This is a genomic window from Sphingomonas echinoides ATCC 14820, assembly GCF_000241465.1.
GTDB classification, from domain to species: Bacteria; Pseudomonadota; Alphaproteobacteria; order Sphingomonadales; family Sphingomonadaceae; genus Sphingomonas; species Sphingomonas echinoides.
The window spans coordinates 14,159-27,737 of the sequence record NZ_JH584235.1; the positions used below are offsets into that span (position 1 = coordinate 14,159).

The window sequence follows — 13,579 nt, forward strand, 5'->3', positions numbered from 1 at the left end:
CATGATACGATATTTGACGACGACCGCCATCATGGCGGTCGCGATGACCACGGCTGCTTCCGCGCAGGCCGAGGCAGCGCGCATCCGCTTCGATATCAAGCCATCCGACACGGCGACCGCGCTGAATGGCTTTGCACGGCAGGCCGGTGTGCACCTCGTCTTCCCGTACGACGCGGTTGCCGGTCGTCGCGTGGCGGCGCTACACGGGAGCTTCACGCGCGACGAGGCGCTGCATCGGCTGATCGCAGGGCAGGGACTGGTGATCGCGGAGCAAACCGCCTCGATGATCTCGCTGAAGGTCGCGCCGGTCGAAACCCCAAAGGAGATCGCGAGTACGACCGGGGCGGACATCGTCGTGCTGGGGCAGGGCCAGTCGCGCCAGGTGCAGACGGTGTCCGCCAAGGCGATGGAAAAGACGACGGCGGGCTCGTCGCCGCTGCGCTCGCTCAGTCGGCTGCCGGGCGTCAACTTCGACTCGTCCGATGCACACGGCACCTATGAGGCGGCGACGCAGCTTTCGATCCGCGGCTTCCTGACCGATCAGATGGGGTACACGCTCGACGGCGTCCCGCTCGGCAACATGCAGTATCGCAACAATAACGGCCTTTCGATCAACCGCGCACTGCTGACCGAGAATAACGGCGCTGCCACGCTCTCCCAGGGCAGCGGCGCGCTGGGCACGGCGTCGACCAGCAATATCGGCGGCACGGTGGACTTCACCTCGATCGATCCGACCGCACGCTTCGGTGTCGATCTCGAGGCGAGCTATGGCAGTGCCAGTTCATGGCGCACCTTTGTTCGCGTCAACAGTGGCGACCTGCCGTGGGGCGGAAGACTGGCGCTCTCTTATGCGCACGACCGGCAAGGCAAATGGAAGGGCTGGGGCAAGCAGGTTCAAGACCAGATCAACGCCAAATACGTCCAGCCGCTGGGCGACAGCGTGACCTCGACCACCTTTCTCGACCTGATCGACCGGCGCGAAGACGATTATAACGACACCTCGCTGGCGCGGCTGAAGACCTATGGCTGGGATTTCGACAATATCCCGACCTTCGCGCTCGCCGAACGCCTCGCCACGATCACCCAGAATGGCGGCACACCGCCCGCGCCTTATGTCAACGCGGACGACAGCGTGTATCAGGGCGGCGGCGTTCGGCGCGATCTGCTTGCCTATGAAAAGTTGGGCTATCAGCTTTCGTCGCGCCTGTCGGGCTTCACCACCGGCTATATTCACCTCGACAAGGGCATCGGCACCTGGGCCGATCCCTATGATCCCACGCCCGCAGCCTATGGCGGCTCGCCGATTTCGGTTTCGGCAAACCGTTACGACATCGATCGCAAGGGCATCCTCTCGCGCCTGACGTTCAAGGCCGGTGACCACAAAATCGAGGGCGGCGTGTGGTATGAGCACAATGCGTTCAATCAAGCGAACTATCTCTACGGACTGCAGGCGGGCGTAGCGCCGAGCGAGTTCCAAAAATTCTACACCAACCCGTTCCACACCACCTATTCGAACCAATATACCACCGACACCGTGCAACTCGACATCAGTGACACCTGGCAGGCGACGGACCATCTTCGTCTGAACGCGGGCGTGAAAGGTGTCGTGTCCACCAATCACGCGCATAGCATCGTCAGCACCAAGCCGATCGACGGCTCGATCAAGGCGGAGAACTGGTTCCTGCCGACCGCCGGCGTTCTTTACACGCTGGACGGCCACAACGAACTTTTCGCGGATTACACCCGCAATATGGCGGCGTTCGTCGCGTCCACATCGAGCGGCCCCTTTTCCAGCAGCTCGCAAGCCGGTTTCAACTATATCCGCAGCGACCTCAAACCAGAGATGACCAACACGTTCGAGGCCGGTTACCGCTTCCATAATCGCGATCTGCAGCTTTCGCTGACCGGCTATTACGTGAAGTTCACCAACCGCCTGCTTGCTTCGTCGATCAGCGCGACCGTCGTCGGCAACCAGAACGTGTTGCAGAATGTCGGCAGCGTCTCGTCGCGCGGCGTCGAGACGGCGGCTAACTGGCGGTTCGCGCCGCATTGGTCGCTGTACGGCAGCTGGGCCTATAACGATGCGACCTATGACGACAATGTCCAGCCGCTGGGCGGGGCCGTTATCGCCACAAAGGGCAAGCAGGTGGTCGCCTCGCCGAAGAACGTCGGCAATGCCGAACTCAATTATGACGATGGCACGCTGTGGGGCGGGGTGACCGCGCATTATCGCAGCGCGCGCTACTACAGCTATCTGAACGATGCTGTGCTGCCCGGCGCGGTCAATTTCAACCTTTCGGTCGGCTATCGCTTCAGCCGCCTGCTCGACGTTCAGGTCAACGTGATGAATCTGTTCGACGCGCATTACATCGCTTCGACCGGCACGGCAGGCTTTGTAACCTCTGATCCGAACGGCACCTACACCACGCTGCAGGCCGCCGCCCCGCGACAGGTGTTCGCGACGGTGCGCGCGCACTTCTGAGCCGTTTCCCCGGGAGGGGCGCTCCCCCGTATCGTATCGGGAGCGCCCCTCGGCCGCCTTTTCGATGGATGCCTTATGGAACGACGCACTCTTCTCAAGCTCTCGATGGGCGCGCCGCTTTTGCCGCTGGCGGCGCGGGCGGCTTCGGCCGCGCCGCCGCAGACGGACGACGCGTTCCGTTTCGTCCTGATGGGCGATTGCCATATCCGGCCTGAACTGGACGCCGCCCGCGCTTGCGCGATGTGCTTCGAGCAGGTCTCCGCATCCGACTGCGATTTCGTGATTCAGGGTGGCGACCATATCGAGGACGCGCTGGAAACCGGAAGGGACCGCGCGACGATGCTGATGGATCTCTATCAACGGACCGAGCGCGCGCATCTGCGCAAACCGGTGCATCACGTCATCGGAAATCACGATTGTCTCGGCGTCTTCCCGAAGAGCGGGATCGATCCTTCCGCACCCGATTACGGCAAGCACTTCTATAGCGATCGCTTCGGACCGCGATATTACGCCTTCGACCATAAGGGCGTGCATTTCGTCGTGCTCGATTCGATCGGCCTGACCGCCGACCGAAATTACGAGGGGCGCGTCGATGATGAGCAACTGGCGTGGCTGCGCCGCGATCTCGCGGCGCAGCCCAAAGGTGCTCGCATTATCGCTGTGACGCACATTCCGCTTGTTACCGCGATGCAATGCTATGAGCCGGAATCCTGGCTCGACACCCCCCACAATTGGACGTTCGTGGTCAATGGCCGCGACGTGCTGCGCATCCTGCGCGACCATCATGTCCTGGCGGTGCTACAGGCACACAGCCATGTCTATGAGCAGATCGAGCTGAACGGCATGTCCTTCATCACCACTGGGGCCGTCGCCGGCGCCGATTGGCGCGGATCATTCCTCGGTACACCGGAGGGCTATACCGAGATCACCGTATCGGCCCGTTCCGTGACGAGTTGCTATCGAACGTACGGCTTCTCCAGTGTCGCTCGGCGAGACGTGCCGATCTGAATACGGATCGAGGCATCTGCCTCCCGCCTCCCGTACCAGAGGCTGCCGTCCGATCACTGCCCATAACCGGGCGTATGCTCGCGCTTTCCGTCCCCACTCGTGACCTCCGATCCTAGCGAAACCTGACGTGCGCCGCCATAAGGCCAAACGACGGCTTGGTCCCACGAGCTTCCGGCAGCAGTCGATCCGTTTTCGCCATTCCAGCGACGATGGGAATGCGACCGCGAACCTATGAACGAGTGTCCGAAGTTGGGGGGGCGTAACGAGGGCGCTGAGCGTCCACGATTGGGTCCTTCGCACGGGCGAGCTAAACGCTGCGATCTTGTAATGCCGCTGAAAAACGCTCGAAGAGCGCAGTTAATCGATCGCTTTGGCCCGATCGTATGAAACGCCTGCTTCCTCAATGGCCTCGCCGTGCGCGAGCGCCCAAGCGCAGAGTGCTTCGAAAGGCTGTCGAAGCGAATGGCCCAGCGGCGTGATTGCATATTGCACGCCGATCGGCACCGTCGGCAGTACAGTCCTCGTGACCAAGCCGTTTCTCTCGAGACGTTTAAGGGCGTCGGCAAGCGCCTTATGCGTGATACCGTCAAGCCGACGCTTGATCTCGTTGAACCGCGCCGGCTTCGGGCACAGCACCGTCAGGATCATGATCGTCCACTTGTCGGCGATCTTGTCCAGCACCGGGCGTATGCGCGCGACATCGGACTGCGCGCGAAGGGACAGAAACTCAAGGTCGGTATCGTCCGCCATATCTCGGCTATCCAAGGTGCGTTCTTGTTATCAGATAACCATCGTATATCTGGTTTGTCCTCATTGATGAAGGACTCTGCAGATGAATCGGATGACGAACAAGGTGGCGCTCGTCGTGGGCGGCGCGAAGGGCATTGGCCTCGCGATCGCAGAACGGCTAGCAAGCGAAGGTGCACGCGTGTTCCTGACGGGCCGAAGTCCGCGCGAGGTCGAACAGGCGGTCGAGAAGATCGGAAACGGCGCGAGCGGGCTCGTCGCGGATGCCAGCCTGCCGGAGGATATGAGACGCGTGGTGGTGGCGGTGCAGGATGTGCATGGCCGAATCGACGCGCTGGTACTCAATGCGGGGATCGGTGACGCTGCCGCACTGGTAGACGAGACGCCTGAGCACTTCGACCGTCTCTTCGCCGTCAATGTGCGCGGCGCAGTTTTCGCATTGCGGGCGGCGCTGAGCGCGATGCGTGATGGGGGTTCGGTGGTCCTCGTTGGATCCATCGCGGGGTCGGCTGGTGTCCATTCCTGTGGCACCTATGCTGCAACCAAGGCCGCCTTGCGCTCTTACGCGCGCACCTGGACCGCAGAACTGGCGATGCGTGGCATCCGCGTCAACGTCGTCGCACCGGGACCGACAGACACCGATATGATGGCGCGCGTGCCTGAGGAGGTACGGGCCGGATTGATCGCGCCGAACCCTCTTGGACGCATGGCGCGGCCTGCCGAGGTTGCCGCTGCCACGATCTTCCTGCTGAGCGACGAGGCGAGCTACATTGCGGGCGTCGAGCTCTGTGTTGATGGGGGCATGCGGCAGGTCGGACGTGACGGGCATGCTCTTACTTTCGGCGGAGCACGCCCAATCCCAGCCGATATTAAGCATGAAGGAGCGGCGGCTTACGGCAAGGGGAGGTGACGGCCAGAGAGTCGCTTGTGGATCTCTGCAGGTGTCGAGATGCCGGCGACAAGCGCCATCGCGTCGATCACAGGTGAAGTGTGACACCGTCCGGCGCGCCTCCCCGCGACCAACGCTAGCACAACAGCCCCGTCTCAAAAGAGATGGGGCTGTTGTGCGTTTGCAGCCCTGCCAGTTCGCCACGGTGGGGCTCGTCCGCACGGTTCCCGCCGCCCGTTTTCGTGGCAAGTTGGCCTTTGTTCCCCGATCCCCTGCGGAGTGCCAGCAGGCTGAATCATCCGAGATCCTGCGCGCGATTCAAGAGACCAAAAGCCGCTCTACGCAAACCAAATCCGGGGGTGTGTTTCGATAGTCACAAATTAACCACACTGCCAAGGAAACGACCGGTCGCGCGCATTGCCCCCTTGCGGCCACCGTGTCGATTGTTTCACCATCCTGTCATAAACCCGGAGAGGATGTCGCAAAGACGACAAACGGGGAAACAATCATGCTTAAAGCTATCTCGCCTTATTATCTGGGTGCCGCCATGGTGGCGCTCGCGGTCGGCATTTCCGTTGCTCCGGCGTCGGCGCAGGTCGCGCCAGAAAATGCCACCGCCGCCTCCGACCAGGATATTGTCGTCACCGGATCGCGCATCCGCCGCAGCCCGCTCGACCAGGACAAGCCGGTCGTCACCGTCGACCAGGCCGCGATCGCGCGCACCGGCCTGAGCTCGGTCGCTGACGTGCTGCAGCGCTTGCCGAGCGCGGGCGGGGGGCTCAACACCAAGGTCAACAATGCCGGCAATATCGGTGGTCCGCCCGACGGCACCGGTGTCAGCTCCGGCGCGGCGGAAATCGACCTGCGCTATCTCGGGGCCAAGCGCACGCTCGTGCTGGTCGACGGCCTGCGCTACGTCAACGGCTCGTCGGCGGGCGGCATCCCGGCCTCGGTCGATCTCAACGAAATCCCGATGAACTCGATCGAACGGATCGAAGTCCTGCAATCGGGCGCGTCGCCGCTCTACGGCACCGACGCGGTGGCCGGCGTGGTCAACATCATCACCAAGCAGGCGCAGAAGGGGCTGCAGGCCAACGCCCAGTTCGGCACTTTCCGCCAGGGCGATGGCCATACCCAGAATTACGAGCTCAGCTATGGCATCCAGAAGCCCGCAAGCGGCACCTCGGTCGTGCTCGGCGGCTATTATACCAAGCAGGAAGCGGTCAGCACCGGCAATCGGGCGATTTCGCTGTTCCCGGCATCGGGGGCGGTGTCGTGCCAGGATCCCGCCTTTGCCGCGACCGGTGGCGTCGGGTGCAGCGGCTCGCCGCCGCTCGGGCGCTACCGCGTGCTGGGGCAGAATTTGACGCTCAAGGCACCCGTCATCGGGCGCACCGCGACGCTGGCCGATTTCAAGACCTTCACCGATGCCGACCGCTTCAACTTCGCGCCGTTCAACTATCTGCTGACGCCGTCGGAGCGGTATGGCGGATTCCTGAACTTCAAGCAGGCGCTGAGCGACAACGTCAACATGCGGGTGAAGCTGGTCTACAATCACCGCCACTCGCGCACCGAGGCCGCGTTCCTGCCGCTTGTGATCGGGCCGGGTGCGGGCAATGGCAATTTGCTCGACCGCATTTCGGTCGATGCCAGCAATCCCTACAATCCGTTCGGGGTCACGCTGTCCTCGGGCGTCAACCTCGACGGCACGCCGTCGGGCGTGCCCGCCAATTACGTCGCGATCAATCGTCGCTTCGTCGAGGGTGGCCAGCGTATCTTCACGCAGGATGTCGATACCTTCTCGGGAACGGTGACGCTCGACGGCTCGTTCCACATCGGCGAGCATAAGTGGTTCTGGGATGCGAACGCGGTCTATGGCCTCAACGACGCGCACCAGCTCTTCACCGGCAACGTCAACGCCGCCAAGCTCGCGCAGGCGCTCGGGCCAGTCTCGCAATGCACCGGTGCGTGCGTGCCGTTCAACATCTTCGGTGGCGCGACGGTTGGCGGCGCGGGCTCGATCACCCCGGCGATGCTCGCCTTCGTCACCTTCAACGAACGCGACAAGAGCCAACAGGAACTCAATGATTTCAGCGCCAACCTTTCGGGTGCGCTGTTCACGCTGCCGGCCGGCGATGTCGGTTTGGCGATCGGCTATGAGCATCGCGATCAGGGGGCGAGCTATGACCCGGATCCGGTTATCGTCGCCGGGCTGGGTGCCGACGTGCCGACCCAACCGAGCCGCGGCCGCTTCAACGTCGATGAAATCTATGGCGAGCTTCGCGTCCCGATCCTGACCAACACCGCGTTCTTCCAGAAGCTCGAATTCGACGGCGCGGTGCGCCACTCAAACTATTCGACCTTCGGCAGCAACACGGTCTTTACCGCGTCGGGCCTGTGGAAGCCGGTTTCCGACCTGCTGTTGCGCGGCGGCTATGCCGAGAGCCTGCGCGCGCCGAGCATCGGCGAACTCTACGCCGGTGCCTCGCGCTCCGACCAGACGATCCAGGATCCGTGCACCAGCGGGCTGGGCGGCTCTTTCCAGACCAACGCGACGGTGAAGGCGAACTGCATCTCCAATGGGGTGCCGGCGAATGGCAGCTATGCCGAGCCGGCTGGCCAGATCGGCGTTTTTTCGGGCGGCAACGTCAACCTCAAGCCCGAAACCGCGAAGACCTGGACCGCAGGGGGCGTCTACAGCCCATCCTGGGCGCACGGTCGTTTGGCCAGCGTGCTGAGCCTCGAGGTCAATTATTATTCGATCAGCCTGAAGAACGCGATTGACTCGGCCCCGGCGTCACTGATCCTCTCGCGCTGCGCATTCAACGGCGATGCCGCGAGCTGCGCGCTGATCAAGCGCACGACTGTCGGCACCATCGCATCGGTCGGCGCGGTGCTGCAGAACCTGAACTCGATCAAGACCGATGGGCTCGACAGTACCTTGCTCTACCGCACGCCGCGGTTCCGCGGTGGCACGGCGGGCCTCAGCGTCAATGCAGCCTATCTGCTGAAATATGACGCGCTGCTGCCGACCGGCTTGCAGAAATGCGTTGGGACCGAGCGTTGCCTGTCGGTCGATCAGGCCTTCCCGCGCTTCAAGCTGAACAGCACGGTCGATTTCTCGACGCCGTCGTTCGGGGCGTCGTTTACCGGCCGCTATATCAGCGCGGTCAGGGAGAGCGATGCAACCAAGCATCGCATGACGCCAACCTTCTATGGTGACGTGCAATTCTACCTGTCGGCGGATTGGATGCAAAAGTTCAAGCTGGTCGCTGGCGTCAACAACGTCTTCAACAAGCAGCCGCCCGTCTGCATCACCTGCGACGGCGCGAATTTCGATACGACCACCTACGATGTCCCCGGACAGTTCGGCTATTTGCGGCTGTCCTACGGCTTCTGAGGTTCCGCGCTGCCTAAACGTCCTGCGCGGTGTCCTTCACCGCGCAGGCACGGGCCGCATGAAACGATTTCCAACCTTGCGTTACAGACGGTCGCGCCAGCTCCTGCACAGATTGTCTCAGAAGATGCCTTCAAGGCGTAAAATTGTTCCCGACCTAGCATTTTAGAGTAGGGTGGTATCAGCCCATCCGATTAGCCTACGCGCGTCGGCACAGCGTTCCAGTCGGGCGTGGTGTCGCCGAGCAAGTTGCGTACGAAGAAGCCAAATTGCCGACGTGTGACATAGTCGATCGGGCCGGTTGAGCGGCCGACGCTGTGTTCGCCGCCTGGTACCGACAGCAGATCGAAATCCTTGTTCGCCTTGATCAGCGCATCGACCACCTGCATCGTCGAAGCGGGGTCGACATTGCTGTCCTGCTCGCCGACGATCATCAGCAGCTTGCCCGTCAGCCGCCAGGCATTGTCGACGCCCGAGGCGGCGGCATAGCTCTTGTCGACGGGCCAGCCGAGCCACTGTTCGTTCCAGCTGATCTTGTCCATGCGATTGTCGTAGCAACCGGCATAAGCCACGCCGACCTTGTAGAAATCGCGGTGGAACAGCAAGGCGTTGAGCGTACTCTGCCCCCCAGCGGACGCGCCGTAGATGCCGACGCGGCTGATATCGTAGGATGCGTCGCGCGCGGCCAGTGCGCGGTGCCAGGCGATGCGATCAGGGAAGCCCGAATCGCCGAGATTTTTCCAGGCGACGTCCTGAAATGCCTTGGAGCGATTGGCGGTGCCCATGCCGTCAATCTGGACGACGATAAAGCCGAGATCCGCCAGCGCCTGCATCCCGATCACCTTGTCGCCGCCGGCGTGATAGCCGAACGGCCAGAAACCCTTGGGCACGAAGCTGTCGTGCGGGCCAGCATAGATGTTTTCGATCACCGGATATGTCTTGTGTGGATCGTAATCGCGCGGTCGCACGACGATGCCCCAGATATCGGTTTTGCCGTCGCGTCCCTTGGCGGTGACGACTTCGGGCGGGCGAAACCCGGCGGCCACCAGGCGCGTGTCGTCGCCCGTGGTGATCCTCGCCACCAGGGTGCCGTCGTCCGCGCGGTGCAACTCGCTGATCGTGGGCAAGTCGACCCGCGAATAGGTGTCGACGAACAGCGTCATGTCGGGCGAGAAAGCGACGTCGTGATCGGCTGTCGCCGAGGTGAGCAACGTCAGGTGGCGGCCGTCGAAATCGATGCGGTAATAGTGCCGGAAATACGGGTCTTCGCCCGGGTTCATGCCGCTTGCGGCGAACCAGATCTGGCGCTTGTCATCGTCCACCTTGACCACTTCGCGCACGACCCAATTGCCGTGCGTGATGCGATTTTTCACAGCGCCGGTGTGGCCGTCGATCAGATAGAGCTGGTTCCAGCCATCGCGCTCCGACGCTCACACGATTTCGTCGCCGAGCCCGTGCACCGCATGGGCGAAGCGACGATCGGCATAGACGAAGGTCGCGGCGTTTTCGGTGACCGCGGCGTGCGCCTTGCCCGTCTCTGCATCGACCGCGATCACGCGCGCCTGCTGGAAGCCGCGCCGGATATAATCGAACTCGACGCTGCGCCCGTCGGCGCGCCAGCGCGGTTGCGAGAGTTGATAGGGGTTGGGGAAGAGGGCGGCGTCGATCACCGTCTCGCGCCGTGCCGCGAGGTCGAACAGCACGGGCTGCTCCTGGTCGATCGCATCGCCGGGCTTGGGGTAAAGCTGCGTGCGCAGCGTTGGCTGCAGCCGCCCCGCCGGTGCTGCCTCCACACGCAGCACCTGGCGCGCATAGCCGGGGCGGACACGGTACAACAGGATGTGGCGGCTGTCGGGCGACCAGACCAGCGTTTCGGGATCATAGAAGTCACCGGCCGATCCGTCGCGGCTCAGGCGGATCGCGTCCTTGCCGCCCGGCTTGCGCAACACGAGTTGGTTGTCCTCGACCAACGCTTCCCATGTGCCGTCGGGCGAGAGCGCGGGCCGGTTGTCGGCGGGGACCGACAGATCTCGGACGACACCGAAGCCGCGCGGACGGCGCGGATCGGCGACGACGGCGCAGGCGTGTCCGTCGAGCGCGCAGGACCAGGCGGTTTCGTCGAGCTGGAACCGGATCGCGGTACCGTCCGCATCATAGTCGAACGCCGCAAACGGCAACCGCAGCGGCGCGACCGGATGCCCGAGCGCCGCGCCGAGCGCGCGCGCCACCTTCGCCTGATCGAACGCCGGCGCTTTGGCGAGCGTTCGACGGTCGACCGTTTCGAAGGCGAAGCCGCCCTCGACCGTCTTGCGGTAGAAGAAATGGCTGCCATCCGCCGTCCAGTGGGCCGACCATACCACGTCGCGCGTGAGATATTGCCATTGCTCGCGCAGACCGATCGAGCGGGTGAACGTTGCCGCGTCGGGCGCGGCGAGCAGCTTGGTCGGCAGGCACAGGGCAGCGATGGCGAGGACGAAGGCCTTGGCGCGGGGTGGGATCATCGGAGGGTCTCGGTCGATGGAAAGGAGCGTGCGGTAGGAGCGCAACGCGTCAAGCGCGTGTCGCGAGGAGCGGCAGCATCGCGGCATCGAGGCCATCACCCGTGGCGACGAGGCGGATCGCGCCGCCGCGCTCACCGGTTTGGACGATCGCCATGCACAGGCCGTTGAAGGCCGAGCGCACGCTGGCATGGTCGGGTTCGAGGCAGCGCGGGTCGCCATTGCCGACGCCGAGCAATTTAGCGTCACCGTCGAGCGTGAAGGTCATGCGGTTGCTGGCGGTCGGCACCTCGCGCCGCTTCGCATCGAGGATGGCGGCGCGCACCACCGCGACCTCGCCGGGCGCCAAGCTGTGGCGGTCGCTGGTCAGCCCGATGCGTTGCGGCGTGCCGGTCGTCTCGCGCACTTCGGTCAGGATATGGCGGCCGCGCGCGAAGCCGTGTGCCTCGATCCGCCCGGGGATATAGGGTACCTGCCAGGCGAGGTGGCGATTGCGCGTCACGCTCTGGCGGCCGAGGCTGCGGCCGTTGAGGAACAGTTCGACCGCGTCGCAATTGCTATGGACCCAGATCGCGATCTCCTGCCCCTCGCGCCCCGGCCAGTTCCAGTGCGGGAACAGGTGCAGCGCTGGCCTCGATCCCCACCAGGCGCGGTAATAATGATAATTGTCCTTCGGGAAGCCGCAGCTGTCCATCTGTCCGAAATTCGAGGCGTTTTCGGGCCAGCGCTCGAACGGCGTCGGCTCGCCGCGATAGTCGAACCCGGTCCACACGAACCCGCCGGCAAGGAAAGGGCGAGCATCGTAGAAGCTCCACCATGTCTCGGCGGTGGTCGCCCATTTGGGGAAGTCGGTATCGTAAGCGGGCACGATCCCGGCGGCATCGTCGCGCTTATACTCGCCGCGAGTCATCACCGTGCTGCCCGTTTCGGTGCCGATCATGGGCATCGTCGGGTGCGCAACGTGATAGGGATCGATCGCGTCGAGATAGTAATTGCAGCCCATCACGTCGAGCACGGGCGACGCGCCCTCGCCGAACTTGCCGTTGAACGCTTCGGTGACGGGGCGTGTGCCGTCGAGTTCGTAGATCCGGCGCTTCATCGTCGCCGCGATTCGCGCCCCCGTCGGCGTGCCGCGGTGGATTTCCTCGTTGCCGAGGCTCCACAGGATGATGCTCGGATGGTTGCGCCCTTGGCGGACGATCCGGTCGAGCTGGCTCATCGCTTCGGGGTTGCTCGACATCTGGCGGGTCTCGTCCATCACGAGAATCCCCATCGCGTCGCACGCATCGAGGATCGCGGGGGAGGGCGAATGGTGCGTCGAGCGATAGGCGTTGGCACCCATCGCCTTCAACCGCTCGAGCCGCCAGACGTGGAGGCTGTCGGGCACCGCGAAGCCTACGCCGGCATGATCCTGGTGGTTGCACGTGCCCTTGATCTTCACCGGCAGGCCGTTGAGGAAAAAGCCGTGATCGGGATCGAAGCGGATCGTGCGGATGCCGAAGCGGCTGACCGTGCGATCGACGGCGACGTCGGCGATGATGATCTCGCTCGCAAGAGCGTAGAGCTGCGGCGTGTCGAGCGACCATAAGGCTGGATCGGACAGCCGCGCCTCCTGCGCGACGCTGGTCCGGCCCCAGTCCGGCAGCGCGAGTGGATCAGACAGCAATTCGGCGACGATCCGCCCATCAGGCCCCGTCACGCGCGAACGCAGGCGTGCGGTGGCGGCGGGGCCGTCATTGTCGATTTCGGTCTCGATCCGGATGATCGCCCCGTCGGTGCGCACCTCGCAGCGGACCGTGGCACCCCATTGCCGGATATGTGTCGGCGCGGTCTTGACCAGTCGGACGTGGCGATAGAGTCCGGCACCTTCGTACGACCACGCTTCGCCAAGGCTGACGTCGCAGCGGAGGACGAGGAGATTCTCCTCGCCGGGTTTGGCGAAATCGGTGATGTCGATGCGGAAGGGCGCATAGCCACTTTCGTTCGATCCGACGACGAAGCCGTTGAAGATCACGAGGCAATTGCGCGCAACGCCGTCAAATTCGAGCGACAGGCGTTTGCCCGCGTCCTCCGCCGTGATCGGGATCGCGCGGCGATACCAGCCCACGCTCGTCGCGGGCCACATCCGGCCGAGCGGTTTGAATCCCTGAAACGCACCGCTACGGTCAGCCTCTGAATCGGGTGCCCCGAACCGTTCGAAGGGGAGATCAACCGCCCAATCATGCGGCAGATCGACCGCGTGCCAGCCGCTGTCGTCGAACTTGGCCTCGGCAACCGGTGTCCCGACATCGCCGGATTTGCCATAGGTGTCGTGGCCAGTACCGAAACCGAAATCCTTCGCTGGATCCGCCGCATGCCCCAGCGCGAAGCGCCAGCCGCGATCGAGCGACACGATCGCACGCGGACTGTCGCTGGTAGTCGGCCCCCCTGCCGCGCGAAGCGCGGGCGCAAGCACAAGCCCGCCCGCCGCGCCGGCGGTCTTGAGGAGATCGCGGCGCGACGGGCGGGGCATGGAGAATCCTTTAACAGTGTCGGCGACGCTTCCTGTCGGGGAGCGC

7 protein-coding genes and 1 pseudogene are annotated in these 13,579 nt (G+C 63.8%); 4 read left to right on the forward strand and 4 right to left on the reverse strand.

Annotated features, from left to right (window positions below):
• Position 1: 1 nt before the first annotated feature.
• The gene (locus tag ON00_RS00050; RefSeq protein ID WP_010402232.1) at positions 2-2,482 is read left to right on the forward strand and encodes a TonB-dependent receptor; all 2,481 of its coding nucleotides are present in this window, start codon (positions 2-4) and stop codon (positions 2,480-2,482) included.
• A gap of 75 nt (positions 2,483-2,557) precedes the next feature.
• Positions 2,558-3,490, forward strand: a complete 933-nt coding sequence (locus tag ON00_RS00055; protein WP_010402233.1) for a metallophosphoesterase family protein — start codon at positions 2,558-2,560, stop codon at positions 3,488-3,490.
• A gap of 357 nt (positions 3,491-3,847) precedes the next feature.
• Here ON00_RS00055 and ON00_RS00060 read toward each other — a convergent pair whose 3' ends face one another.
• The gene (locus tag ON00_RS00060; RefSeq protein ID WP_010402235.1) at positions 3,848-4,240 is read right to left on the reverse strand and encodes a winged helix-turn-helix transcriptional regulator; all 393 of its coding nucleotides are present in this window, start codon (positions 4,238-4,240) and stop codon (positions 3,848-3,850) included.
• Between the two features lie 91 nt (positions 4,241-4,331).
• On the opposite strand from ON00_RS00060, the gene ON00_RS00065 reads away from it, so the two are divergent.
• Together ON00_RS00065 and ON00_RS00070 are read left to right on the forward strand one after the other, a co-directional pair.
• Entirely contained in the window at positions 4,332-5,147 is an 816-nt protein-coding gene (locus tag ON00_RS00065) for an SDR family NAD(P)-dependent oxidoreductase (protein ID WP_211207088.1), read from the forward strand.
• Between the two features lie 487 nt (positions 5,148-5,634).
• The gene (locus ON00_RS00070; RefSeq protein ID WP_010402238.1) at positions 5,635-8,526 is read left to right on the forward strand and encodes a TonB-dependent receptor domain-containing protein; all 2,892 of its coding nucleotides are present in this window, start codon (positions 5,635-5,637) and stop codon (positions 8,524-8,526) included.
• A gap of 191 nt (positions 8,527-8,717) precedes the next feature.
• Here ON00_RS00070 and ON00_RS21105 read toward each other — a convergent pair whose 3' ends face one another.
• The 3 genes and pseudogenes from ON00_RS21105 to galA all read right to left on the reverse strand — a co-directional run bounded on the left by ON00_RS21105 (position 8,718) and on the right by galA (position 13,533).
• Positions 8,718-9,356, reverse strand: a complete 639-nt coding sequence (locus ON00_RS21105) for a prolyl oligopeptidase family serine peptidase (protein WP_281048000.1) — start codon at positions 9,354-9,356, stop codon at positions 8,718-8,720.
• Positions 9,357-9,656: 300 nt separating this feature from the next.
• Positions 9,657-11,120, reverse strand: a pseudogene (locus tag ON00_RS21110) (DPP IV N-terminal domain-containing protein); the annotation flags it as partial.
• Positions 11,074-13,533 (reverse strand): beta-galactosidase GalA, encoded by a 2,460-nt coding sequence (galA, locus tag ON00_RS00080; RefSeq protein WP_010402248.1) that lies wholly within the window; start codon positions 13,531-13,533, stop codon positions 11,074-11,076. The gene galA and the pseudogene ON00_RS21110, both read right to left, overlap by 47 nt.
• Positions 13,534-13,579: the final 46 nt, after the last annotated feature.

Bases quoted from the DNA above. Each gene is read 5' to 3' on its own strand.
- ON00_RS00050 (WP_010402232.1), top strand. From the start codon at position 2: ATGATACGATATTTGACGACGACCGCCATCATGGCGGTCGCGATGACC.
- ON00_RS00055 (WP_010402233.1), top strand. From the start codon at position 2,558: ATGGAACGACGCACTCTTCTCAAGCTCTCGATGGGCGCGCCGCTTTTG.
- ON00_RS00060 (WP_010402235.1), bottom strand. From the start codon at position 4,240: ATGGCGGACGATACCGACCTTGAGTTTCTGTCCCTTCGCGCGCAGTCC.
- ON00_RS00065 (WP_211207088.1), top strand. From the start codon at position 4,332: ATGACGAACAAGGTGGCGCTCGTCGTGGGCGGCGCGAAGGGCATTGGC.
- ON00_RS00070 (WP_010402238.1), top strand. From the start codon at position 5,635: ATGCTTAAAGCTATCTCGCCTTATTATCTGGGTGCCGCCATGGTGGCG.
- ON00_RS21105 (WP_281048000.1), bottom strand. From the start codon at position 9,356: ATGCAGGCGCTGGCGGATCTCGGCTTTATCGTCGTCCAGATTGACGGC.
- galA (WP_010402248.1), bottom strand. From the start codon at position 13,533: ATGCCCCGCCCGTCGCGCCGCGATCTCCTCAAGACCGCCGGCGCGGCG.